This is a genomic window from Algiphilus sp. (assembly GCF_023145115.1).
Lineage (GTDB): Bacteria > Pseudomonadota > Gammaproteobacteria > Nevskiales > Nevskiaceae > Algiphilus.
The window spans coordinates 68795-91266 of the sequence record NZ_JAGLEJ010000020.1 but is presented as its reverse complement, the minus strand read 5'-3'; the positions used below and the strand labels follow the sequence as shown (position 1 = coordinate 91266).

Below are 22472 nucleotides of genomic sequence, written 5' to 3'. Positions count from 1 at the left end.
CCCGGGGGAGCGCGTCATGCCGCGTTACGACATCGTTGTGTTCGGTGCCACCAGCTTCGTGGGCCGGTTGGTCTGCCGTCATCTGCTGGCACGGCACGGAGCGCAGGGAGAACTGCGCTGGGCGATGGCCGCCCGCTCGCGCGAGCGTCTCGAGGCCGTGCGTGCCGAGCTCGGCCCGGACGCGGCCGCCGTGCCGCTGGTGATGGCGGATTCCGGCGACGAAGTCTCGCTGGGCGCGATGGTGGGGGCGACCCGGGTGGTGCTGTCGACGGTGGGGCCCTATGCGCTCTACGGATCGCTGCTGGTACGCCTCTGCGCCGAGCAGGGCGTCGACTACTGCGACCTCACCGGCGAAGTGCCGTGGATGGCGCGCATGCTGGCGGCACACGGCGATACCGCGGCGCGGAGCGGGGCACGCATCGTGCACTGCGCCGGCTTCGACTCGGTGCCTTCCGATGTCGGCGTGCACGTGCTGCAGCGCGAAGCGGCCACGCGTCTGGGAGCGCCCTGCACGCGCGTCGGGATGCGGCTGAAGGCGGCGAGCGGCGCCTTCTCCGGCGGCACCGTTGCCAGCCTGCTGAATGTGCTGCGCGAGGCCCGTGCCGACGACGAGACCCGCGCGCTGCTGGCGGATCCGTATGCGCTCTGCCCGCGCGAGGGCCGCCCGTCGACCGAGCAACCGGAAGTCGGCCTGACGGCGCGCGATGCCCTGTCCGGTGGCTGGATCGCGCCCTTCATCATGGGCGCCATCAATACCCGCGTGGTGCACCGCTCGCACGCGCTGCGCGCCCACGCCTGGGGTGCCGACTTCCGCTACGACGAGGCGGTGATGACCGGAGGCGGCGTCCGGGGCTGGATGGGCGCTGCCGGCATGGGCGCCGGTCTCGGTGGCTTCATGGCGGCACTGTCGGTGCCGCCGACGCGCTGGCTGCTGGAGCGCTTCGTGCTGCCGGCGCCTGGGGAGGGGCCGTCCCCGGAAGCGCAGGAGCGCGGCTTCTTCGACATCCGCCTGTTCGGCCTCACCGCCGACGACGCATCGCTGCAGCTGCGTGTCACCGGCGACCGCGATCCGGGCTACGGGTCGACCTGCAAGATGATCGGCGAGGTCGCGGTGGCGCTCGCCGACGGCATCGGCGAGTACCCGGGCGGCGGCTTCTTCACGCCTTCCGTGGCGCTCGGCGATGCGCTCGTCGAGCGCCTGGAGGCGCACGCCGGCATGACCTTCGAGGTGATCGACTGAGCCGACGGCTGCCGGCTCACAGACCCGCGCGGTAGCGCAGCGGGCTGCAGCCGCTCCAGCGACGGAAGGCGCGCGTGAAGGCGCTCTGCTCGGAATAGCCGAGCAGGTGCGCGATCTCGCCCAGCTGAAGCCGGCGGTCGGCGAGATGGTCGCGGGCAAGCTGGTAGAGGCATTCGTCGCGCAGGACCCGGAAGCGCAGGCCCTCGGCCGCCAGACGCCGGTGCAGGCTGCGCGTCGACAGGTGCAGGCGGGCGGCGACCGCCTCGGCGCCGGCGTTGCCGTCGTGCAGCAGGGCGGGGATCAGCGCGCGGATGCGGTCGCTGAGCTCGCCGCGCGGCGGCAGGTGGGCGAGCTGTCGTTCGGCCTGCTCGCGCAGCAGCGCCAGCAGATGGGGGTCGGGACTGCGCAGGGGCAGGCTCAGCCAGGATGCGGGCACCAGAACGCGGGTGGCGTCCTGCGCGAAGCGGACCTCGCATCCGAGCACGGCCTCGTACGGGGCGACATCGGGCGGCCGCGGATTGACGAAGTCGATGCGCCCGGCGGCGAGATCGGCGCGTCCCGTCATGTCGCGCGCCAGCTGGACCAGTGCGGTGATGGCGGTCTCGTCGACCAGCGCACCCGGTCTTCCGTTCTCGGTACCCCATTCCAGCACCAGATGACGGTCGATCGCGCGCACGCGCAGCGGGCTGACGTCGTAGAACAGGCGCTCGAACTCGCGCAGCCGCTGCAGCGCCGCGCCCAGATGCGGGCATGCGAGCAGGACATAGCCCATCAGTCCGAAGTGCGAGGGCGTCACGCGGCGGCCCAGGTGAAGGCCGAGCAGCGGATCGTCGAGGCGGCCGGCGGCGTGCTCGAGCATGGTCTTCCAGCGCGCCACCGGGAATCGCGTCGGGGTTTCGGCGTGCCCGGACGGCGCCGGCGCACCAAGCGCGTGCGGCGCATCGATGCCCTGCTCCGCGAGGTAGTCGTAGAGCAGCAGCACGTAGCTGTTCGGTATCGCGCCGCGCAGCGGCTCCGGAGCGGTCATGGCGCAAAGTGTCAAAAATCGGGCCGGCCGGGTCAATCCCCGGCGGTCGCGATGGCGCATAGTGCCGACGAAGCGTGATAGCGAGGAGACCCCACGCATGGAAGCCATCATCGATCAGGTGCACGCCCTCCTGGGACCGCACGTCGACTGGAAGCAGGTGCTGCTCACCGTGATGGTGCCGCTGTTCCTGGCGGCATTCGGCATCGAGTACGCGGCGATGCGCGCGCGCGGACGGACCGAGTCCTTCGAGTGGCGCGACATCCTCACCAATCTCGGCCTGGGCGGCAGCTACCAGATCTTCGAGAGCATCGCGCATCTGCTGGTGACCGGCGCGGCCGTGGTCTGGCTCTACCAGTTCCGGCTGTTCGACATTCCGGTGGATGCCTGGACCATCCTGCCCATCTTCATCGGCGTGGAGTTCTGCTACTACTGGTTCCATCGCGGCAGCCATCGCATCCGGTGGTTCTGGAGCGCGCACGTCGTGCATCACTCCAGCGAGCGTATGAACATGACCACCGCCATGCGCCAGAGCCTGCTGTACTCGATCACCGGCTGGTGGCTGTTCTTCATGCCGCTGGTGCTGCTGGGCGTGCATCCGGCGGTGGTGTTCTTCCTCTACGGCGTCAACCTGACCTACCAGTACTTCGTGCACACCGAGGCGGTCGGCAAGCTGCACCCCTGGATCGAGTACTGGTTCAACACGCCCAGCCATCACCGCGTGCATCACGGCAAGAATCCGCAGTACATCGACCGCAACTTCGGCGGCGTGCTGATCTGCTTCGACCGCTGGTTCGGCAGCTTCGAGCCCGAGGACGAGAAGGTCGTCTACGGCATTCCGCGCCAGATCCGCAGCCACAACATCCTGACGCTGAACTTCCACGAGTTCCGCGACATGTGGCGCGACGTGCTGCGCCCCGGGCCGCTGACGCAGCGTCTCAAGCACCTCTGGAAGCCGCCCGAGTACGTGCGCCCCGCCGATGACACCGCATCCCGCCCTGCGGCATCCTGACGCTGCCGCGGCACGGGCGGGGAGACCATGACAACGAAGACGCGCAACCCCACCGGCTGGGGCTATGTCGAGGACGCGCTGGATGCGCGCGAACGCAAGGCGCTGGTGCCGATGGCCGGCGCGCTGTTCGGGGGCGCGCTCCCCGATGCGGCGCCGGCCCCGCCGGCCGCGGACATCGCGCTTCCGCGCACCCGCGTCGCGGTGCCGACATCGCTGGCGGACACGGTCAGCGACGACCACGCCGCGCGCGTGCTGCATGCGCGCGGCCGCAGCTTCCCCGATCTCGTCGATCTGCGCGGCGAGCACCTCGGGAACGTCCCCGACGCGGTGGCGACGCCGCGCGACGAAGGCGAACTGCTGGCGGTGCTCGACTGGTGCGACAGCCGGAACCTGGCCGTGATCCCCTTCGGCGGCGGTTCCAGCGTGGTCGGCGGCGTGACGCCCGAAGGAACCGACGCCTTTCCCGGCGTCGTCACGCTGTCCCTGCAGGCGATGAACGCCGTGCACGACATCGATGCCCGCGCCGCCAGCGTGCACGCCGGCGCCGGCATCCTCGGGCCCGATCTGGAGACTGCGGTGAAGGCGGAAGGGCTCGCGGTGCGCCACTTCCCGCAGTCTTACTTCCACTCCTCGCTGGGCGGCTGGGTGGCGACGCGCGGCGCCGGGCACTTCTCCACCCAGCACGCCAAGATCGAGGACCGCGTGCAGGCACTGCGCATGGTGCTGCCGGACGGGCGTGTCGCCGAGACCCGACGCCTTCCCGCCGGCAGCGTCGGGGTCGACCCGAATCGTCTGTGGTGCGGTTCCGAAGGGACCCTCGGCATCATCACGTCGGCGTGGCTGCGCTGCGTGCGGACGCCGACGGCGCGCGACGGCTGCGGCATCGCCTTCGAGCGCTTCGAGGACGCCCTGGAGGCCGCGCGCACCATGCTGCAGGCAGGGCTGTATCCGACCCAGCTGCGCATTCTCGACCCCTACGAGCACATGGTGTCGCGCATGATGGCCGGCCGCAGCGCGCGCGGCGCCCTCATGGTGCTGGCCTTCGAGTCGGCTGGGGCGCCGGTGGCGCCGCTGATGGCGGCTGCGTGCGATATCGCCGCGCAGCACGGCGGAGCCGCCGAAGCGCGCGACGGCGACGAAGCGACCGGTGACTGGAAGAACACCTTCTTCCGGCAGCCCTACCTGCGCGACGCCATGCTCGACCACGGCGCACTGCTCGACACCTTCGAGACCGCCGTCACCTGGTCACCGGTGCCGATGGCCTACCACGGCATCCGGCAGGCCGTGCTGGATGCGCTGGGCCGCGAGTGCGGGGGCGGGGCGGTGACCTGCCGCGTGACGCACGCCTACCCGGACGGCTGCTGCCTGTACTTCGGGTTCTTCGCCGCCGGCGAGCGCGCGGCGCTCAAGTCGCAGTGGCAGGCGGTGCGGGACGCCGCCGCCGAGGCGGTCATCGCGCACGGCGGAACCGCATCGCACCACCACGCCATGGGCCGCCTGCACCGGGGCTATGCCCGCGCCGAGCTGCCCGAGGCCTTCATCGATGCGCTGCACGGCGCCCGCGCCCGGCTGGATTCGGCGGGGCGCATGAACCCGGGATTGCTGCCGGCGCCCTGACAGCGCCGCGCACCGGGGTTTAATATTGCACTGCACAAATTCCTGCGCGAGCGCAGTGCCATGACCGAGATCGATACCGAGGCTCCCGTCTGCGTCACCGGTGCGTCCGGATACATCGCCGGATGGATCGTGCGCTATCTGCTCGAGGCCGGGCATACCGTGCACGCCACCGTCCGCAATCCGGCCAAGCCGTCGGCGGTGGCGCATCTCGAGCGCATCGCCGCCGAGACGCCGGGCACCCTCCATCTCTTCGCCGCCGACCTCAACACGCCGGGCAGCTTCGACGCCGCCGTGGCGGGCTGTCAGCTGGTCATGCACACCGCGTCGCCGTTCGTGCTGAGCGGCTACCGGGACGCCGAGTCCGCGCTGGTGCGGCCGGCCGTGGAAGGCACGCGCAACGTGCTGGCAGCGGTGGACCGGACCCCGTCCGTGCGTCGCGTGGTGCTCACCAGCAGCGTCGCGGCGGTGTTCGGCGACAACATCGACATCCGCGACACGCCGGCGGGCGTGTTCACCGAGGCGCAGTGGAATGCCAGCAGCAGCGTGCGCCACAACCCCTACCAGTACTCCAAGGCCGCGGCCGAGCGCGTCGCCTGGGACATCTGCGCCCGACAGGACCGCTGGGACCTGGTCGCGATCAACCCGGCGATGGTGTTCGGCCCGTCCCTCACGGCCAGCAGCCAGTCGGGCAGCATCGACACGCTGGTGCAGCTCGGCGACGGCCGGCTGCGCGACGGCGTGCCGCGCCTGAGCATGGGCGTGGTCGATGTGCGCGACGTCGCCCAGGCACACCTGCTGGCCGGATCCCGGCCGGATGCGGAAGGGCGCTACATTCTCTGTGCCGGCACCCGCACGATGCTGCAGATGGCGACCAACCTGCGCTCGCGTTTCGGTGACCGCTACCGCTTCCCGCGCCGCGAGCTGCCCAAGTCGCTGGTGTGGCTGGTCGGTCCGCTGAAGGGGCCGGTGACGCGCCGCTTCGTCACCCGCAACGTCGGCATCCCGCTGCGCTTCGACAGCGGCCGCAGCAAGGCGCTGGGGATCCGCTACCGCGAGCCCGAAAAGACCATCGCCGAGCACTTCGAGCAGGCCGTGCGCGACGGTCTGCTGAGCCGCGATCGCAGGGCGGCTGCCTAGCCGGCTCCTGCAACACGCGCGTCATGCCGGCGTGACAGGCTTGCAACCGGGCTTTCACGAACAGGTAGACGCGTCATGCGCGCGAAGGATCCCACTGCCGCGCGAGCGCGCGGCGAAGGCTGGCTGCATTTCCGCAAGTGGTTGCGGCACGGTCGCTCGGTGGCGGCGCTGACGCCTTCGGGACGGGCACTGGCAGTCGCCAGCTGCGGACGCATCGACGGCGAGCGGCCGCAGGTCATCGTCGAGCTGGGCGCCGGCACCGGCGCGGTCACCCGGGCCGCCGCCGCACGCATGCACCCGGACAGCCGCCTGATCGCGATCGAGCAGGATCCGGACTTCGCCCGGATGCTCGATGCCTCGGTTCCGGGAGCCGAGGGGGTGTGCGGCTCCGCCGAGGATTTCGCGGGCGTTCTGGATGCGCGCGGGATCACCGCTGTCGACGTCGTGCTCAACGGGCTGCCCACGCCGAGCCTGCCGGCCCCGGTGCGCGACCGCATCTACCGCGATCTGTCGTCGATGCCGGGTCGACCCTGGGTATCGCAGATCACGGTGATGCCGTGGGTGTTCCAGCGCTTCTACCGCGGCTTCTTCGAGGAGGTCAGCTTCGAGCCGGCCTGGGCCAACCTGCCGCCCGGCGGCGTCTATCACTGCCGCGGCCTGCGCGTCGGCGCGGCCTGAGGCTCAGCCGCCGGCCGCTCGGCGCCAGGCGGCGAGATCGGTCTCGATGCCCGGCGCGCCGGTCTCCAGCGCTGCGCGGAAGGCGTCCGGCACGGCGCGCTTGCGCAGGGCCGAATCGACCACCACGTAGACGGTTTCCGCGCTGGCCAGGGCCGCCCCGTCGTCGGCGCGGGCGAAGTCCACGCCGAGCCGGAACGAGGTGTTGCCGATGTGCGCCGCGCGCACGGCGGCGGCGATGACATCGTCGAAGCGCGCCGGTGCCCGCCACTCGATGGTCTGGCGCACCAGCTGGTAGTCCAGCCGGCCGGCGACGAAGTCGTCCCCGAAGCCGAGCGCGCGCACGAACTCGGTGACCGCCACCTCGACGTACTCGCCGTAGCGGGGGTTGAAGACCACGCCCTGCGCGTCGCACTCGGCGTAGCGGACGCGCAGCAGGCACCGGAAGGGGTCAGCGTCGGCGCCGGTCATCGGATGGATGCGTGCACGGCACGTTGCCGTGGGGGATGATCACAGGCATGAACATCATTCTGCGTCAGATGGCTGCAGGATGCCGGCGCGCGGTGCCGGCGCTGCTGCTCGGCCTGCTCGCGGGCTGCGGCAGCGGCGGCGGATACGACGGCCCCGATCTCCCGCCCCTGGCACCGGATGCGACCGTGCTCGCGTTCGGCGACAGCCTCACCTACGGCACCGGCGCCGACCGGGACGAGGCCTATCCGGCCCAGCTCGCGAGCCTGATCGGCCGCGAGGTGGTCAACGCCGGCATCCCCGGCGAGACCACCGGCGAGGGGCTGGCCCGGCTGCCGCGCACGCTGGAGGCGGTGCGCCCGGCGCTCGTGCTCCTGTGCCTCGGCGGCAACGACATGCTCCGGCGCCAGAGCCGGAGCGCGATGGACGCCAACCTGCGGGCCATGATCGATACCGTCCAGCGCCGCGATATCCCGGTCGTGCTCATCGCGGTGCCCGCCCTGCAGGGCTTCTCGCTGCAGCCCGAGCCGATCTACGGTGTGATCGCCGACGACCACGACCTGCCGCTGGAGAACGACATCCTCGCGGAGGTGCTCGCCCAGGACGGGCTCAAGTCGGATCGCATCCACCCTAATGCGCGCGGCTATCGGCGCATCGCGGAGGCGCTCGCCGATCTGCTGCGTGCCGCCGGAGCGGTGTAGGCAGACGCCGGTCGGTGCCACTGCCGGGCCGGGCTATCGCGCGCGATCGTTCGCGAGGCCCAGCCAGCCCGGCAGGGCGGCGATGCTGTCGATGATCGCGTCGGGCCGCACCTCCGAGCGCGCGACCAGCGTGTCGCGGTACTTGCCGGTGCGGACCAGTACGCCGTGCATGCCGGCACCCTGCGCGCCGCCGATATCGCTCTCGATGTCATCGCCGACCACGATCACGTGCGCGGGGTCGACGCCCATGTCACCCGCGGCGAGCGCGAAGAAGGCGGCATCGGGCTTGCCGACCACCGTGGCCGCGCGCCCGGTCGCCGCTTCCAGCGCGGCGACATAGGCGCCGATGTCCAGGCGCAGTCCGTCATGGGTCTGCCAGTACCGGTTGCGGTGCAGCGCCACCAGTTCCGCGCCGGCCATCAGTGCCCGGAACAGGCGCTCGAGGAGGGCGTGATTCCAACGCTCGCCGATGTCGCCGATGAGCACGCAGTCGGCATCGTCTCCGTCCGCTGCGCCGAAGGCGCTGAACTCGGGCCGGATGGCATCCGCGACCGCGAACAGCACCCGGCGCGCGCCGCGCGTCTCGAGGTAACGGCGCGCCGCGGACACGGCGCTGAAGATGGCACGGTCCGGGATATCCAGCCCCATCGCGCGCAGGCGCTCACCGAGCTGCGCGGCGGTGCGGGTGCTGGTGTTGGTGACGAAGCGGACGGGCAGCCCGGCGTCGTGCAGCTGCTCCAGCGTTCGCCCGGCACCCGGCAGGGGCGCGTCGTCGACGTGCAGCACGCCGTCGATATCCAGGAGGACGCCTTGCACGGAATCGTCGGGCTTCATGCCCGCGTTGACGCAGGAAACGTACCAGCGCGCTACTGCAGCGCGTGCCGGCGAAGCGTGTCGATGTCGATGACCGTCAGCGTCTCGATGCTGCACGCTTCCAGCACCACCGGTGGCGCGACGCCGGCGGCCTCGGCCTCGGCCCAGCGCGCGGCGCACAGACACCAGCGGTCACCGGCGGCGAGGCCGGGGAAGTCGAACTCGGGGCGCGGTGTGGCGAGGTCATTGCCGCGTTCGCGCGTATAGGCGAGGAACTCCTCGGTGAGGATCGCGCACACCGTGTGCAGGCCCGGATCGCCCGGTCCGGTGCGGCAGCTTCCGTCGCGGTAGGCGCCGGTCACCGGATTGCGGCAGCACTCGGCGAGGGGGCTGCCCAGCACGTTGTGCCGGGATCTCTGACTCATGGGCAGTGCTCCGGGTCGATCAGCGGGGCGCGATCGCGCGCAGGCCCGCGAGGTAGCGGCGACCGTTCTGGGCGTAGTGCGCCGCGGAAGCGGCGATGTTGCCGCGGTCCTGTTCGGTGGTTTCGCGTACCACCTTGCCGGGTGCTCCCATGACCAGCGAGTTGTCCGGGATCTCCTTGCCCTCGGTGATGAGCGCGCGCGCCCCGATGATGCAGTTGCGGCCGATCCGGGCGCCGTTGAGGATCACCGCGCCGATGCCGATCAGTGTGTTGTCGCCGATCGTGCAGCCGTGCAGCATGACCATGTGACCCACGGTGACGTCGCGTCCCACGTGCAGCGGGAAACCGGGATCCGCGTGCAGGACGCTGCCATCCTGGATGTTGCTGTTCTGGCCGATGCTGAGCGTGTCCGCATCGCCCCGCAGGGTGCAGCCGAACCAGACGCTCGCGCCGGCGGCGAGGCGCACATCCCCGATCACGGCCGCATTCTCGGCGACGAATACGCCCTCTTCGGGGCACTGCGGCGCGATCTCGTCGATGCTGTAGAGCAAGACCGGTCTCCTTCCCATGTCGAGGGCGCACTATGCCGGCACGCCGGCGGCGCCTCAAGCGCGGCTGCTGCGGCATCATGGCGCCGGGTGCACGAGGAGACGCGACATGACCGCTCTTGCCGGCAGGACGGTATGGGTGACGGGCGCATCGGGTGGCATCGGCGAAGCGCTCGCGCTCGCGGCCGCCAGACGGGGCGCGCGCCTCGTGCTGTCGGCGCGGCGCGAGGACGAGCTCGCGCGCGTGGCCGCCGGCTGCGGCGAGCACGCCGAGTGCGCGGTCCTGCCGGTCGATCTGCTGGCCTTCGATGCCGAGGCTGTCCGCCGGCAGGCCGAGGATCTGCTCGGCCCCGTCGACATCCTGATCAACAATGCGGGCGTCTCGCAGCGCAGCCTGGTGCGCGATACCGACATGGCGACCTATCGGCATCTCATGGAGCTGGACTTCTTCGCGGTGGTGGCGCTGAGCCGGGCCGTGCTGCCCGGGATGGTGGCGCGGGGCGGGGGGCACATCGCGACCGTCAGCAGCGTGGTCGGCCACATCAGCTCGCCGCTGCGCAGTGGCTACGCGGCCGCCAAGCACGCGCTGCACGGATTCTTCGATGCGGCCGCGGCCGAGTACTGGGACGAGGGCGTGCGCTTCACCATGGCCTGTCCGGGCTTCGTGCAGACCCAGGTATCGGTCAACGCGCTGACCGGCGACGGCCGTCCCAACGCGCGCATGGAAGCGGGCACCGCCGGCGGCATGCCCGCCGCCGCGTGTGCCGAGCGCATACTGTGCGCCGTCGAACGCGATCGCTACGAAGTGCTGATGGGGCGCGAGCGCGCCTATGTCCATCTCAAGCGCTGGGCGCCGGGCCTTTTCGCGCGTCTGCTGCGCCGTGCCCGGATGCAGTGAGGCGGGCGTTCTCGGCGAGCATGCGGTCCGCCAGGTCGCCCAGGGCCGCGAGCGCGTCGGCCATCGCGGAGGACCATGGATGCCCCAGGCTGAGCCGGATGCAGTCCCGGAAGCCGCCCGTGGCCGAGAAGGCGAATCCGGGCATGACGACGATGTCACGGGCCATCGCGCGCTGGTAGAAGGCGTATCCGTCGAGCGCGTCGGGCAGCTGCAGCCACAGCAGGAATCCGTGCACGCCGGGTGCAATCCGGGTGCCGGCGGGAAAGCGACGGGCGATCAGGTCGAGCGCGCGCGCCCGGGTATCGCCGAGGGTGTGCACCATGCGGCGCATGTGCTGCTCGTAGCTGGCTTCGCGCAGGCTGAGTGCCAGCGCCTTCTGGTTGAGCAGTGGAGCGCCCCATGACTGTGCGATGCGGTCGCGCAGCACGGCGTCGTGATGGGGGCCGGCGATGATCCAGCCGACCCGCAGACCGGGCGCGAGCACCTTCGAGAAGGAGCTGCAGTAGATCACCGTTCCGGTCTGGTCATGGGCCTTCAGCGCGCGCAGTCCGGCGCCGGCGTGGCGGGCATACTCGCCGAAGACATCGTCCTCGATGATGGTGACGCCGTATCGCGCGGCGAGCGCGACCAGTTCGCGCTTGCGGCTCTCGCGCATGCACGCCCCCGTCGGATTCTGGACATTGGCCGACAGCACCAGGGCGCGCGGCGGTGCGCTCGCGCACATCGCCGCGAAGGCGTTTGGGTCCAGCCCTTCGGTCGGATCGGTGGGCAGCTCCCGGATACGCAAGCCGCAGCTTGCCGCGGTCATCAGCAGGCCGTAGTAGGTCGGCGATTCGAGCGCAACGAGATCGCCGGGCGAGGTGACGGCGCGCAGCGCCAGCGCCACCGCATCGGCAGCGCCGCCGGTGATGGTGATCGCGTCCGGGTGCACGGTGCAGCCCGCGTGCGCCATGCGCCCGGCGATCGCGGCGCGCAGCTCCGCGAGCCCCTGCCCGGAGAGGCCGCCCAGCAGCGTTTCTCCCTCGCTGTGCGCCAGACGGCCGATGCGCCGGGCGATGGCGCGGAGTGGCAGGAGCGTCGGTGCCGGCACCGCCTCGCCGAAGCTGAAGCCCCGACCTCGTACTGAGCGGGACAGGATGTCGCCGATCAGGCCCTCGATCGCCGGTATGCGATCGTGCTGCGGCGGTTCGGAACGCGCCGGTGCCGGCAGTCGGGCGGGGTGGCGCGCGAAGTGTCCCGACTGCGGGCGCACCGTCACGTAGCCGTGCGACTCCAGCAGGCGCATGGCCGCCAGCGCCGTCGTCATGCTGACACCCTCCTGGCGGCTGAGACGCCGCACCGACGGCAGTCGCTCGCCGGCGGCGATGGCGCCGTCATCGATGGCGGCCGCAATGCGGCGCGCGATGGCCGCGAAGCGGGTGGCGCCGTCGAACTGTTCCGGTGGCATTCGGCGAATCTGTATCTGTTCCGGTTCGGGCCGCTCCGGGAGACTACGCCCGCCTTTCGTCGATGGAAAGGCGCACGCATCGGAGAGTCCGCCATGATCCAGGCACTTCCACGCCTGCCGTCCCTTCGCTCGATCGTCCTCCCGCGCGGTGTGCGCGGGCGACAGGCGGGTGCACTGCGCGCGCCCGCGCGCGACACGGTCATCACCGTGCTGGTCGCACTGGCTGGCGCGGTGCTGCTGGCGCTGGCCGTTTCGGCCCTGTCGGTGGCCGGATGCCGGCGTGGCGCGGTGTCATACTTCCACACCGCGCAGCCGTGCAGCTCCGCGCCTTATGGCCCGGCCGCGCGCTCGATACGCTCGGAGTGATCGCATGAACCCCTATGACCGATACATCCTTCCGGCGCTGCTCGACGGCTGCTGCGGCATGAAGGCGATCCAGCGCCAGCGCGCCGCGCTCATCCCGCGCGCGCGGGGACGGGTGCTGGAGATCGGCATCGGCACCGGCCGCAACTTTCCGTTCTATCAGCCGCAGGCAGTCGAAGCGCTGGTCGGCCTCGATCCGGCCGAGCAGATGAACGGCAAGGCGCGCAAGCGGGCCCGGGCGGCCGGCATGGCGGTGGAACTGATCTCGGTCTCCGCCGAGGGCATTCCCGCCGACGACGACAGTTTCGACACGGTCGTGTGCACCTTCTCGCTGTGCACCATTCCCGACCCGGTGGCCGCCCTCAACGAAATGCGACGGGTGCTGCGGCCCGGTGGCGACCTGCTGTTCAGCGAGCACGGCCTGGCGCCGGATGCCTCGGTTCAGCGCTGGCAGCACCGACTGACGCCGGCGTGGAGCCGAATGGCCGGCGGCTGCCAGCTCGATCGCGACATTCCCGGGCTCATCGCCGAGGGCGGATTCGCCGTGCGCGACATGGACGCGCGCTATCTGAAGGGGCCGAAGCCCTGGACGTACGTGCGCACCGGGAGTGCCCGCGCCGCCTGACGTGGCGCGGCCTGCCGGTCAGTAGCGGTCGCGGCGCAGCAGGAAGAACAGGGTCTGATCCATGCCCTTCATGTCCATGGCGCCGAGCACGGTGTCGTCGTCCACCCTGCGGAAGACGTCGTGGATGGGGCGCTGGTCGTAGCACATGGTGGCGCTGACCTTGCCGCGGTACTCGGTCATGCGCAGGCGCGCCTTCGACGTGCTGGTGGCGAGAAGGCCCTGCGTGGCGCGGAACAGCTTCGCCGAGACATCGTTGTTGAGCTGCGGGAAGCGCAGGCCCAGGGCCAGCGGCATCAGGGCAGGGTTCAGCTTGCGGATCCCGCCGGACCCGGTGTGGAAGAGCAGGGGGTGGACGTTGTCGGCATCGACGAACTCCTTGCCGTACCAGCCGAAGCGTTCCAGCACGCCGTCCAGGGCATGCCCGGTGGTGAATCCGTCCCCGCGCCAGCAGCCGATCATCGACGCCGCGTCGACCGGGTCGAGGCGGTCGTAGAGTTCGAAGGCGGCCTCGGTCGATTCGCGACCGGTTCCGAGTTCAGCGACTGCGTCGAATGCCATGGCGTGCTCCGCGAAGATCCGGCGGGCGCCGCAGCGCCCATACCGGACGGATGTTACATGTTGCGGCGGTATTCGCCACCGACGTCGTAGAGGGCGTGGCTGATCTGACCGAGGGAGTGGTACTTCACCGCCTGGATCAGGCTCTCGAAGGTGTTCCGACGCGCAGCGGCCGTCTGCTGCAGTGCGGCGAGAGCATCCCCGGCTACTGCGTTGCGCGCTTCCCGGAAGGCCTCGACATTGCGGATCTGGTCGCGCTTCTCCTCCTCGCTGGAACGGATCAGCTCGATCTCGGTGGTGATCTCGCCGCCACTGTCCCTGGCCAGGAAGGTGTTGACGCCGACCAGCGGCAGCGAGCCGTCGTACTTCTTGTGCTCGTAGACCATCGACTCGTCCTGGATCTTGCCGCGCTGGTACATCGTGTCCATGGCCCCCAGCACGCCACCGCGCTCGCTGATCGCCTCGAACTCGCGGTAGACGGCCTCTTCCACCAGATCGGTCAGCTGGTCGATGAAGTAGCTCCCCTGCCAGGGGTTCTCGCACTGGTTGACGCCCAGCTCCTTGTTGATGATGAGCTGGATGGCGACCGCCCGGCGCACCGATTCCTCGGTAGGCGTGGTGATGGCCTCGTCGTAGGCGTTGGTGTGCAGGCTGTTGCAGTTGTCGAGCAGCGCGTACAGCGCCTGCAGCGTGGTGCGGATGTCGTTGAACTGGATCTCCTGAGCGTGCAGTGATCGCCCGGAGGTCTGGATGTGGTACTTCAGCATCTGGCTGCGCGCGGAGCCGCCGTAGCGCTCCTTCATCGCCCGCGCCCAGATGCGGCGTGCGACGCGGCCGATCACCGAATACTCCGGGTCCATGCCGTTGGAGAAGAAGAACGACAGATTGGGCGCGAAGTCGTCGATGGCCATGCCGCGCGCCAGGTAATACTCGACGATGGTGAAGCCGTTGGAGAGGGTGAAGGCGAGCTGGCTGATGGGGTTCGCGCCGGCCTCGGCGATGTGGTAGCCGGAGATGCTCACCGAGTAGAAGTTGCGCACCCTGTGATCCACGAAGTACGCTTGGATGTCGCCCATCATGCGCAGCGCGAACTCGGTCGAGAAGATGCAGGTGTTCTGTGCCTGGTCCTCCTTGAGGATGTCGGCCTGCACGGTGCCCCGCACGGTGGACATGGCCTCGGCCTTGATGCGCGCGTAGGTCTCGGCGTCGACCACCTCGTCGCCGGTGACGCCGAGCAGGCCGAGCCCGAGCCCGTCGTTGCCCGCCGGCAGGTCGCCGGAGTACTGCGGCCGTGCGCGCTCCGCGTAGATCTCGGCGATCCGCTTCTCGGCCGCTTCCCAGCGCTTCGGGTCCTCGCGCAGGTACTTCTCGACCTGCTGGTCGATGGCGGTGTTCATGAACATCGCCAGGATCATCGGCGCGGGGCCGTTGATGGTCATCGACACCGACGTCGTCGGTGCGCACAGATCGAAGCCCGAGTAGAGCTTCTTCATGTCGTCGAGCGTGGCGATGGATACGCCCGAGTTGCCGACCTTGCCGAAGATGTCGGGACGCTCGGCCGGATCCTCGCCGTACAGCGTCACCGAATCGAAGGCGGTCGACAGGCGCGCCACGTCGTTGCCCTGCGACAGGTAGTGGAAGCGGCGGTTGGTGCGCTCCGGCGTGCCCTCGCCGGCGAACATGCGGATGGGGTCCTCGCCGCTGCGACGGTACGGGTAGACCCCGGCGGTGTAGGGGTAGGCGCCGGGCAGGTTCTCGCGCATCAGGAAGCGCAGCTGCTCGCCCCAGTTGCCGGTCCGGGGCGCGGCGATCTTGGGGATCTGCTGGTGCGACAGCGATTCGCGGTAGTTCTCGACCTTGATGGTCTTGTCGCGCACCTTGTATTCGTTGACGGGATCGGTGACGGCCTTGTAGCGCTCCGGCCAGCTGCGCAGCGCGTCCAGCGCCTCGGCATCGAGGCTGTCGAGGGCGTCCTGGTAGCGTTGCCGCAGGGTCTGCAGGCCGGCGTCGTCGCCGCTGGCGAGCAGCCTGTCCTTGGGATAGGCGTCGAGCGGGGCGGGCAGCGCCGGGTCCTCGAGGTCCGCCAGCACGGCGTGGAAGTGCTGCGCGCGATCGGCCGCTTCCACCTGTTCCTCGATGCGGGCATTGACCGAGCGGCCGGATTCGGCGATCTCGGCCAGGTAGCGGTTCCGCGCGGGCGGGATCAGGACGGTCTCGCGCGGTTCCTTCAGTTCGGTGTTGACGTCCGGGGTCCACTCGTCGGCATCGAGCTCGAGCTTCTCGCGCAGCAGCCGGCAGAGGTTGGCGAACATCCAGGTCACGCCCGGATCGTTGAACTGGCTGGCGATGGTCGGATAGACCGGCACCGCGTCGTCGGCCAGCGAGAAGGCGACGCGGTTGCGCTTCCACTGCTTCCGGACGTCGCGCAGCGAATCCTCGGCGCCGCGGCGGTCGTACTTGTTGAGCGCGATCAGCTCGGCGAAGTCGAGCATGTCGATCTTCTCGAGCTGGCTGGCCGCGCCGTAGTCGCTGGTCATGACGTACATCGGGAAGTCGACCAGATCGACGATCTCCGAATCGCTCTGACCGATGCCGGCCGTTTCCACGATCACCAGATCGAAGTCCTGCGCGCGCAGGTAGGCGATGGCGTCCTGCAGCACCTCGGTGGTTGCGGCGTGGGCGCGGCGCGTGGCCATCGAGCGCATGTAGATGCGTGTCGAGCGCAGGCTGTTCATGCGGATGCGGTCGCCGAGCAGCGCGCCGCCCGACTTGCGGCGGGTGGGGTCGACCGCCAGCACCGCGATGCGCTTGTGCTCGAAGGCGCCGAGGAAGCGGAGCAGCAGCTCGTCGACCACCGACGACTTGCCGGCGCCGCCGGTGCCGGTGATGCCCAGCACCGGCGTCTTGCCACCGGCGAGCTGCCACTGCTTGTGGAGCTGGCCACGCTGCTCGTCGTCGAGCGCGAAATCCTCGATCGACGACAGCGCTGCCGCGAGGCCGAAGTCGTCGTCGGCGCGCTTGGCGAGCGCATCCGGATCGGGCGCCTCGAACTTGCGCGCGGCCCGTGCCGCCTGTGCGCGCGCGACCAGGTCGTCGATCATGCCGTCGAGGCCCAGCTTGGCGCCGTCGTTGGGGTGGTAGATGCGCGCCACGCCCTTGCCGTGGAGCGCATCGGCTTCCTCCGGCGTGATGGTGCCGCCGCCGCCGCCGAAGACCTTGATGTGCCCGGCGCCGCGGGCCTCCAGCATCTCGACCATGTAGGCGAAGAACTCGTTGTGCCCGCCCTGGTAGCTGGACAGCGCGATGGCGTCGGCGTCCTCCTGGATGGCCGCGCGCACGATGTCCTCGACCGAGCGGTTGTGCCCGAGATGGATGACCTCCGCGCCGCGCGCCTGGATCATGCGGCGCATGACGTTGATGGCCGCGTCGTGGCCGTCGAAGAGGCTGGCGGCGGTGACGACGCGCAGCGGGCTCTGGTCGACCGCCTGCTGCGGGGCGCTGTCAGGGGTACGGGCTTGCTTCTGGGACATGGCGGGCACTCAAAATGAATCCGGATTCACAAAAGTGAGTATGCCTGCCGGTGCCGTGGCCGTCCACCGCCGAACGGCTTAGACGCGCCGCCGGGGCGGCGTCAGCCCGCGGGGTCGTCGGCTGCGTTGCTGCCGCGGCGGGCGGCGTCCTCGGCGACGTCGCGCTGGTGGATCGCCTCGCGGATCTGGTCGAGGTTCTCGCGCAGGATGTCCGCCACCAGCTGATCGGTACGCGGATCGTTGAGCACCTCGAGCACCACGTTGAGCGTGGTGTCGGCGCTGACGCTGGCGACATCGCGGTAGAAGGGCAGCTTCGACAGGTACCCCGTGCGCGAGTCGTCGGCCACCTTCTCGAGGATGGTGGTGACCAGGGTCTGCCGGTTGCCCTCGATGGCGCGCGCCACGTTCCGCGTGTAGTGCCCCTTCTGCAGCACCTCCGCGACCTCGCCGATGACCGCCACCGTGATCGGCCGCTTGATGACACCGATGATGGTGTTGGAGAAGCGCCGCACCAGCCGGTAGACGAACTCATCGCCGAGCGCCCGGTCGGCCGCGCGGCCGAGGCGCGACAGCAGGATCACCACCCGTATCACGCGCAGCAGGCGCAGTCCGCGCAGTGCCGGGTCCGACACCGGGATCATGCCCAGCACCTCGTACCAGCGGTGCAGCGGGAAGTTCGCCGGCCACCCGGCTTCGCGCCAGCGGTAGAGGAACTCGATCAGGAAGATGCCGCAGACGACGTAGTCCCCGATCACGATCCATCGCATGGTCTCGGGTGACACGTCGCCGAAGGTGGCCCAGCTCAGCACGGCCACCGACAGCACGGCGAGCGCCAGCATGGCCCAGTCGACGATGCGTACCCGCTCGCGCCCGAAGACGGCGTTGAAGCTGGGATCCTGGCTCGACATGGTGTGGTCTTGTTGCTCTTTGTGCGGCACGCTAGGCCCGCGCCCGACGACGGTCAAGCGCCGATCGCTCGCGTGGCGGCCGCGGCCGGCTGCGGCGGCGCCCCACGCGGAAGGCTTCCGCGCATCTTCTGGAGGGATCATCGGCATGACCGTACGGCAATGCGATGTCGCCATCATCGGCGCGGGAACATCGGGCATGGGCGCCTACCGCGCGGCCCGCGCGCACAGCGATTCGGTGCTGCTCATCGAGGACGGCCCCTACGGCACGACCTGCGCGCGGGTGGGCTGCATGCCGTCGAAGCTGCTCATCGCCGCTGCCGGGGCGGCGCACGGTGCCCGCGAGGCCGGCGGCTTCGGCATCGACGTGGACGGCGTGACCGTGGACGGCCCGGCGGTCCTGCGCCGGGTGCGATCCGAGCGCGACCGCTTCGTCGGCTTCGTGCTCGACGCCATCGAGGGGTTTCCGGAAGCCGACCGCATCCGCGCACGTGCACGCTTCGAGGCTCCCGGCGTGCTCGCCCTGTCTGACGGCAGCCGGATCGAGGCGGGGCGGGTGGTGATCGCCACCGGCAGCACGCCGCAGCGCCCGGGTGCGCTCGGCGCGCTCGATGCGGCGCGCGTGGACACCAACGACACCATTTTCGAATGGCCCGATCTCCCGGAATCGGTGGCCGTGTTCGGTACCGGGGTCATCGGACTGGAGCTCGGGCAGGCGCTGCACAGGCTGGGGGTGCGCACGCGCATCTTCGGCCGCAGTCGCCGGATCGCCGGGATCTCGGACCCGGAGGTGGCGGACTGCGCGCGGGGCGTGCTCGAGCGCGAGCTCGATCTCGCGCTCGGCAGCGAGCTGCTCGCGATCACCGATGAGGGCGACCGCTTCCGCGTCCGGTGGCGCGCGGACGACGGCGAGCACGAGGACACCTTCGCGCGGGTGCTGGCCGCCACCGGCCGGCCGCCCAATCTCGACGGCCTCGGGCTCGAGGCGGCCGGCATAGCGGTCGATGGTCGCGGGATTCCGCTGCACGACGCGCACACCGGTCAGTGCGGGGACCAGCCCGTGTTCATCGCCGGCGACGTCAACGGCGACAAGGCGCTGCTGCACGAAGCGGCGGACGAGGGGCGCATCGCCGGCGACAACGCGGGACGCTGGCCGGATGTCCGCCCCCACGCGCGTCGCACGCCGCTCGCGGTGGTGTTCTGCGAACCCCAGGTGGCGTCGCTCGGCATGTCCTTCGTCGGCATGTGCGAGAGCGGCATCCGTTTCGCGGTCGGCCAGGTCGATTTCACCGGGCAGGGGCGCTCGCGCGTGATCCGCGAGAACGCCGGGGTGCTGCGGGTCTACGGCGAGCACGACAGCGGCCGCCTGCTCGGCGCCGAGATGATCGGTCCGCGTGCCGAGCATCTGGGGCACCTGCTGGCCTGGGCAGTCCAGTCCAGGATGACGGTGCAGGAAGCCATCGCCATGCCGTTCTATCATCCCGTCATCGAGGAAGGCCTGCGCACGGCCTTGCGCGATCTCGCGCATGCCCTGGCGCAGGGGCCGGCACCGGTCGCCGGGTGCAGCGTGTACGGGCCGGGTGACTAGCGTCCCCGCGACCCCGCAGGGTGGTCGTGGCGAGCGGCCTGTCCGGGGAGGCGGCGATGCCGAATCGATGCCGTCCGAGGGAGCGCCCTCGGGCGCATCGCACGGCCATAAAGTTGATACTTCAGGTGAGAATGATGCTCAAGAGTCTTGATTTACCGAATGAAATGCGCGTCTCTGACACGATGCTGTCGGCGGGCCAGCCGGACGCGCTGCAGTTCCGGGCCGCGGCCGAGGCCGGCGTGCAGCACGTCATCAACCTGCGCCCGATCCAGGAGCAGGGCGAGGACCAGGCGCCGATGATCGAGGCGCTCGGCATGCAGTATCACCTGCTGCCGATCGCGAGCCAGAACGATCTCAACCCGCAGACCGTGGCGATGCTCGACGGCATCCTGCGCGAGGTCGGCGATGCGCCCACCGTCTTTCACTGCGCGTCCGGCAACCGCGTGGGCGCGCTGCTGGCACTGCACGCGGCGTGGCACGAGGGCAGGGACGTCGAGAGCGCCCTCGAGATCGGCCGGCGCGCCGGCCTGACCAAGATGGAACCGATCGTGGCGCAGCTGCTTCAGCAGGGGCAGTAGCCGCGCCCGATCGCTTGCCGTCGGGACCTCAGTCCCCGGCGGCGAACTCGAAGCGCAGACCGACGAACAGCGATCGACCGGGCCGCGGCGCCACGTCCTTCAGGAAGGAGGTGGCGTCGCGCTGGGTCTCGTCGAGCAGGTTCCGCCCGCGGGCGTACACCGTCATCGTCCCGGCCGCCGTGGGCACCGCGTAGCCGATATCGGCGGAGAGCTCGCTGTAGGCCGGTGTCGCGGTCTCAAGCGGCGCCGTGCGGTCCTGCTCCGTGACGCGGGTGAGCGCGACATCGAGCGACACCGCCCCGACGCGGGCATCCGCGCCGATGCCGAAGCGGGCGGGCGTGATTCGCGGCAGGTTCTCGCCGCTGTCGCGCAGCCGACCGCGCACGAGATCGCCGAAGGCGCGGATGCCGAGGCCGCGGCCGGCGTCGTCGATCAGCACGAAGCGGGTCTCGGCCTCAGCGCCGTAGAGCTCTGCACCGCTCTGTGCATAGTCGAGCAGCAGGAACTCGCCCTCCGGATCGAAGACGCCCTCGGCATTGACGCGATCGGCCTCGCCGTCGCTCGCCGGGTTGCCGCTGCCGTCCGCGTTCAGGCCGTCGTCGACTTCATGCGCGTAGATGTAGTCGTCGATCCGGTTGTAGAACGCGGTCAGTTCCCAGGTCCAGCGCCCGTCGTCGCGCCCGAGGCTGACATCGATGTTGTTGGCGGTCTCGGGGTCGATATCCTCGTCGCCGCGCTCGAAGGCCGAGGTCGCGATGTGCGGACCGAAGGCGTAGACCTCCTCGATTGCCGGCGCGCGCTCGGCGCTCTGGGCATTGACGCGCAGATGGAGATGCTCGGCGACGAGGAATGACGCGCCGGCCGACAGGCTCACCGTGGTGAAGCGGGTCCGGAACTGCGGGCCCTCCGGATCGTGGCGCGTGCGGTCCACCCGCGCGCCGAGCTCCAGGCGGTGTGCGCCGAACCGGTAGCCCTCGACCAGGAACAGGCCGGCTGCATCGGTCTCGGTGGGGGCGACGAAGGCCTCTTCGCCGATGGCGTCGTAGTCGCGCTGGCGCAGCTGCAGGCCGGCGACGCCGACCCAGTCGCCGATGGCGACGTGCTCGAGCTCGAAGCGCGCCTCGGTCTCGGATACGTCGAAGGTGGTGCCGACGGCGCCGCCGGGCTCGATCTCGCGATGCTCGTAGTCGTTGACGCCGATGCGCGCCTCCGCCCGCGCGACACCGGGGAGCGGTGCGCGCAGCAGGCCGCGCAGATCGACGCGGGTCTGCTCGAGATCGATGCGGACGCCGTCGTGGTCGTGCGCCTCGTGCTCCTCGTGCGCCTCGTCGTGCGTATCCTCCGCGTGGGCTGCCTCGTCCTCGTGCGCTTCCTCGTCGCCGTGGCCGTGACCGTGTCCGGGCACCCCGTAGTCGGTCGTGAAACGGCTGACGGCTGCGCCGATCATGCCGCGCTCCGCGGCCCAGGCTGCCGAAACGCCGACACGCTCACTGGTCAGGCTGCTGTTGTCGAGCACGCCGCGCGCGCCGGATTCGGTCGCCTCGTCCGCGTGCTCGTGCTCGTGCTCGTGCTCGGCGTGCTCGTCGTGGTCCTCCCCGGCGTGCTCGTCATGATCGTGTGCATCATGGTCGGCGCCGGCGCGCTCGGCGAAGCCGGGAATCTCGAAGTCGTCGGCGTCGCGGCGCGAGTAGCTGGCGCCGAACTGCCAGTTGCCGACACCGTAACGGCCGCGCAGCGCGCCGCTGGATTCATCGGCGTTGTCGCCGTAGGAGAGGTCCCCGCGCAGATGCAGTCCGGGCGTGACGGTATCGGGAAGACGGTCGTCGACCACATTGACGATGCCCGCCGATGCCGAGCCGCCGTAGATGAGGGTTGCCGGGCCCTTGATGACCTCGATCTGGTCGGCGGTGAGCGGGTCCACGGCGACGGCGTGGTCGGCGCTGATCGCGGAAGCGTCCATGGTGCTGATGCCGTTGCTGAGCACCTGCACGCGCGCACCGCTCTGGCCGCGGATCACGGGACGGCCGACGCCGGGTCCGAACGAGGCGTTGGCAATGCCGGGGCGGTCGGCAAGCACATCGCCGATGGTGCCGCGGCGGCGACGGTCGAGCGCATCGCCGGCGAGCAGGTCGACCGGCTGGACGAGCTCCTCTGCGCTGTGGCGGAAGGGACTGGCGGTGACGACGATCTCGTCGAGCTCGGCGGGTGACGCGCCGTCATCCGCGCCGTGGAGCGGGAGCGGCAGAAGCTGGGCGGCCAGCGCAACGGCTGACGCGCCGAAAGCGGAATTTCGGGACATGGTCATCGATCACGGATGCGGTGAA

At 70.4% G+C, this 22472-nt stretch carries 21 protein-coding genes; 11 read left to right on the top strand and 10 right to left on the bottom strand.

Annotated features, from left to right (window positions below):
* Nucleotides 1-16 precede the first annotated feature (16 nt).
* Complete coding sequence (locus KAH28_RS07180; RefSeq protein WP_290575304.1) at nucleotides 17-1240, top strand: saccharopine dehydrogenase NADP-binding domain-containing protein; 1224 nt, start codon at nucleotides 17-19, stop codon at nucleotides 1238-1240.
* A gap of 16 nt (nucleotides 1241-1256) precedes the next feature.
* Here the strand turns inward: KAH28_RS07180 and KAH28_RS07175 are convergent, their stop codons facing one another.
* Nucleotides 1257-2267 carry an AraC family transcriptional regulator gene (locus tag KAH28_RS07175; protein ID WP_290575303.1) on the bottom strand — a complete coding sequence of 337 codons (1011 nt, stop codon included), beginning with the start codon at nucleotides 2265-2267 and terminating at the stop codon, nucleotides 1257-1259.
* A 97-nt stretch (nucleotides 2268-2364) separates the two neighbouring features.
* On the opposite strand from KAH28_RS07175, the gene KAH28_RS07170 reads away from it, so the two are divergent.
* The 4 genes from KAH28_RS07170 to KAH28_RS07155 all read left to right on the top strand — a co-directional run bounded on the left by KAH28_RS07170 (nucleotide 2365) and on the right by KAH28_RS07155 (nucleotide 6708).
* Nucleotides 2365-3276 (top strand): sterol desaturase family protein, encoded by a 912-nt coding sequence (locus KAH28_RS07170; RefSeq protein WP_290575302.1) that lies wholly within the window; start codon nucleotides 2365-2367, stop codon nucleotides 3274-3276.
* Nucleotides 3277-3303: 27 nt separating this feature from the next.
* The gene (locus tag KAH28_RS07165) at nucleotides 3304-4893 is read left to right on the top strand and encodes an FAD-binding oxidoreductase (protein ID WP_290575301.1); all 1590 of its coding nucleotides are present in this window, start codon (nucleotides 3304-3306) and stop codon (nucleotides 4891-4893) included.
* Between the two features lie 60 nt (nucleotides 4894-4953).
* Nucleotides 4954-6030 carry an aldehyde reductase gene (locus tag KAH28_RS07160; RefSeq protein ID WP_290575300.1) on the top strand — a complete coding sequence of 359 codons (1077 nt, stop codon included), beginning with the start codon at nucleotides 4954-4956 and terminating at the stop codon, nucleotides 6028-6030.
* 75 nt (nucleotides 6031-6105) lie between these two features.
* Nucleotides 6106-6708, top strand: coding sequence for a hypothetical protein (locus tag KAH28_RS07155; protein ID WP_290575299.1), 603 nt, complete (start codon nucleotides 6106-6108; stop codon nucleotides 6706-6708).
* Nucleotides 6709-6711: 3 nt separating this feature from the next.
* Here KAH28_RS07155 and KAH28_RS07150 read toward each other — a convergent pair whose 3' ends face one another.
* Nucleotides 6712-7176 carry a thioesterase family protein gene (locus KAH28_RS07150; protein ID WP_290575298.1) on the bottom strand — a complete coding sequence of 155 codons (465 nt, stop codon included), beginning with the start codon at nucleotides 7174-7176 and terminating at the stop codon, nucleotides 6712-6714.
* 47 nt (nucleotides 7177-7223) lie between these two features.
* Between KAH28_RS07150 and KAH28_RS07145 the strand changes: the two genes are divergently transcribed.
* Nucleotides 7224-7874 carry an arylesterase gene (locus KAH28_RS07145; protein ID WP_290575297.1) on the top strand — a complete coding sequence of 217 codons (651 nt, stop codon included), beginning with the start codon at nucleotides 7224-7226 and terminating at the stop codon, nucleotides 7872-7874.
* Between the two features lie 33 nt (nucleotides 7875-7907).
* On the opposite strand, the gene KAH28_RS07140 is transcribed toward KAH28_RS07145, so the two are convergent.
* From KAH28_RS07140 to KAH28_RS07130, 3 genes are read right to left on the bottom strand one after another with little or no spacing between them, the layout of a single operon-like run.
* A complete protein-coding gene (locus KAH28_RS07140) occupies nucleotides 7908-8690 on the bottom strand; it encodes a TIGR01458 family HAD-type hydrolase (protein ID WP_290575296.1) in 783 nt (260 codons plus the stop codon).
* A gap of 50 nt (nucleotides 8691-8740) precedes the next feature.
* A complete protein-coding gene (locus KAH28_RS07135) occupies nucleotides 8741-9112 on the bottom strand; it encodes a DUF2237 domain-containing protein (protein ID WP_290575295.1) in 372 nt (123 codons plus the stop codon).
* A 19-nt stretch (nucleotides 9113-9131) separates the two neighbouring features.
* Nucleotides 9132-9680, bottom strand: a complete 549-nt coding sequence (locus KAH28_RS07130) for a gamma carbonic anhydrase family protein (protein WP_366918142.1) — start codon at nucleotides 9678-9680, stop codon at nucleotides 9132-9134.
* 88 nt (nucleotides 9681-9768) lie between these two features.
* Between KAH28_RS07130 and KAH28_RS07125 the strand changes: the two genes are divergently transcribed.
* On the top strand, nucleotides 9769-10557 hold the full coding sequence (locus KAH28_RS07125) for an SDR family NAD(P)-dependent oxidoreductase (protein WP_290575293.1): 789 nt from the start codon (nucleotides 9769-9771) through the stop codon (nucleotides 10555-10557).
* Here the strand turns inward: KAH28_RS07125 and KAH28_RS07120 are convergent.
* Nucleotides 10499-12004 (bottom strand): PLP-dependent aminotransferase family protein, encoded by a 1506-nt coding sequence (locus KAH28_RS07120; protein ID WP_290575292.1) that lies wholly within the window; start codon nucleotides 12002-12004, stop codon nucleotides 10499-10501. The two genes, KAH28_RS07125 and KAH28_RS07120, sit on opposite strands and share 59 nt — an antisense overlap.
* Before the next feature lie 93 nt (nucleotides 12005-12097).
* Here KAH28_RS07120 and KAH28_RS07115 point away from each other — a divergent pair, with 93 nt between their 5' ends.
* Nucleotides 12098-12370 (top strand): hypothetical protein, encoded by a 273-nt coding sequence (locus KAH28_RS07115; RefSeq protein ID WP_290575291.1) that lies wholly within the window; start codon nucleotides 12098-12100, stop codon nucleotides 12368-12370.
* Between the two features lie 4 nt (nucleotides 12371-12374).
* Nucleotides 12375-12992: a class I SAM-dependent methyltransferase gene (locus KAH28_RS07110; RefSeq protein ID WP_290575290.1), complete on the top strand. Its 618-nt coding sequence runs from the start codon at nucleotides 12375-12377 to the stop codon at nucleotides 12990-12992.
* A gap of 18 nt (nucleotides 12993-13010) precedes the next feature.
* On the opposite strand, the gene KAH28_RS07105 is transcribed toward KAH28_RS07110, so the two are convergent.
* The 3 genes from KAH28_RS07105 to KAH28_RS07095 all read right to left on the bottom strand — a co-directional run bounded on the left by KAH28_RS07105 (nucleotide 13011) and on the right by KAH28_RS07095 (nucleotide 17985).
* Nucleotides 13011-13550 carry a DUF4334 domain-containing protein gene (locus KAH28_RS07105; protein ID WP_290575289.1) on the bottom strand — a complete coding sequence of 180 codons (540 nt, stop codon included), beginning with the start codon at nucleotides 13548-13550 and terminating at the stop codon, nucleotides 13011-13013.
* Nucleotides 13551-13603: 53 nt separating this feature from the next.
* Nucleotides 13604-17077: a methylmalonyl-CoA mutase family protein gene (locus tag KAH28_RS07100; protein WP_290575288.1), complete on the bottom strand. Its 3474-nt coding sequence runs from the start codon at nucleotides 17075-17077 to the stop codon at nucleotides 13604-13606.
* A gap of 101 nt (nucleotides 17078-17178) precedes the next feature.
* The gene (locus KAH28_RS07095; protein WP_290575287.1) at nucleotides 17179-17985 is read right to left on the bottom strand and encodes an ion transporter; all 807 of its coding nucleotides are present in this window, start codon (nucleotides 17983-17985) and stop codon (nucleotides 17179-17181) included.
* Nucleotides 17986-18130: 145 nt separating this feature from the next.
* Here KAH28_RS07095 and KAH28_RS07090 point away from each other — a divergent pair, with 145 nt between their 5' ends.
* A complete protein-coding gene (locus tag KAH28_RS07090) occupies nucleotides 18131-19570 on the top strand; it encodes a dihydrolipoyl dehydrogenase (RefSeq protein ID WP_290575286.1) in 1440 nt (479 codons plus the stop codon).
* A 164-nt stretch (nucleotides 19571-19734) separates the two neighbouring features.
* The gene (locus KAH28_RS07085; RefSeq protein WP_290575285.1) at nucleotides 19735-20148 is read left to right on the top strand and encodes a sulfur transferase domain-containing protein; all 414 of its coding nucleotides are present in this window, start codon (nucleotides 19735-19737) and stop codon (nucleotides 20146-20148) included.
* Between the two features lie 28 nt (nucleotides 20149-20176).
* Here the strand turns inward: KAH28_RS07085 and KAH28_RS07080 are convergent, their stop codons facing one another.
* On the bottom strand, nucleotides 20177-22447 hold the full coding sequence (locus tag KAH28_RS07080) for a TonB-dependent receptor (RefSeq protein WP_290575284.1): 2271 nt from the start codon (nucleotides 22445-22447) through the stop codon (nucleotides 20177-20179).
* Between the last annotated feature and the right edge of the window lie 25 nt (nucleotides 22448-22472).

Bases quoted from the DNA above. Each gene is read 5' to 3' on its own strand.
- KAH28_RS07155 (WP_290575299.1), top strand. From the start codon at position 6,106: ATGCGCGCGAAGGATCCCACTGCCGCGCGAGCGCGCGGCGAAGGCTGG.
- KAH28_RS07165 (WP_290575301.1), top strand. From the start codon at position 3,304: ATGACAACGAAGACGCGCAACCCCACCGGCTGGGGCTATGTCGAGGAC.
- KAH28_RS07145 (WP_290575297.1), top strand. From the start codon at position 7,224: ATGAACATCATTCTGCGTCAGATGGCTGCAGGATGCCGGCGCGCGGTG.
- KAH28_RS07080 (WP_290575284.1), bottom strand. From the start codon at position 22,447: ATGTCCCGAAATTCCGCTTTCGGCGCGTCAGCCGTTGCGCTGGCCGCC.
- KAH28_RS07125 (WP_290575293.1), top strand. From the start codon at position 9,769: ATGACCGCTCTTGCCGGCAGGACGGTATGGGTGACGGGCGCATCGGGT.
- KAH28_RS07090 (WP_290575286.1), top strand. From the start codon at position 18,131: ATGACCGTACGGCAATGCGATGTCGCCATCATCGGCGCGGGAACATCG.
- KAH28_RS07160 (WP_290575300.1), top strand. From the start codon at position 4,954: ATGACCGAGATCGATACCGAGGCTCCCGTCTGCGTCACCGGTGCGTCC.
- KAH28_RS07105 (WP_290575289.1), bottom strand. From the start codon at position 13,550: ATGGCATTCGACGCAGTCGCTGAACTCGGAACCGGTCGCGAATCGACC.
- KAH28_RS07175 (WP_290575303.1), bottom strand. From the start codon at position 2,267: ATGACCGCTCCGGAGCCGCTGCGCGGCGCGATACCGAACAGCTACGTG.
- KAH28_RS07085 (WP_290575285.1), top strand. From the start codon at position 19,735: ATGCGCGTCTCTGACACGATGCTGTCGGCGGGCCAGCCGGACGCGCTG.
- KAH28_RS07150 (WP_290575298.1), bottom strand. From the start codon at position 7,176: ATGACCGGCGCCGACGCTGACCCCTTCCGGTGCCTGCTGCGCGTCCGC.
- KAH28_RS07180 (WP_290575304.1), top strand. From the start codon at position 17: ATGCCGCGTTACGACATCGTTGTGTTCGGTGCCACCAGCTTCGTGGGC.
- KAH28_RS07135 (WP_290575295.1), bottom strand. From the start codon at position 9,112: ATGAGTCAGAGATCCCGGCACAACGTGCTGGGCAGCCCCCTCGCCGAG.
- KAH28_RS07170 (WP_290575302.1), top strand. From the start codon at position 2,365: ATGGAAGCCATCATCGATCAGGTGCACGCCCTCCTGGGACCGCACGTC.
- KAH28_RS07120 (WP_290575292.1), bottom strand. From the start codon at position 12,004: ATGCCACCGGAACAGTTCGACGGCGCCACCCGCTTCGCGGCCATCGCG.
- KAH28_RS07115 (WP_290575291.1), top strand. From the start codon at position 12,098: ATGATCCAGGCACTTCCACGCCTGCCGTCCCTTCGCTCGATCGTCCTC.
- KAH28_RS07110 (WP_290575290.1), top strand. From the start codon at position 12,375: ATGAACCCCTATGACCGATACATCCTTCCGGCGCTGCTCGACGGCTGC.
- KAH28_RS07095 (WP_290575287.1), bottom strand. From the start codon at position 17,985: ATGTCGAGCCAGGATCCCAGCTTCAACGCCGTCTTCGGGCGCGAGCGG.
- KAH28_RS07130 (WP_366918142.1), bottom strand. From the start codon at position 9,680: ATGGGAAGGAGACCGGTCTTGCTCTACAGCATCGACGAGATCGCGCCG.
- KAH28_RS07100 (WP_290575288.1), bottom strand. From the start codon at position 17,077: ATGTCCCAGAAGCAAGCCCGTACCCCTGACAGCGCCCCGCAGCAGGCG.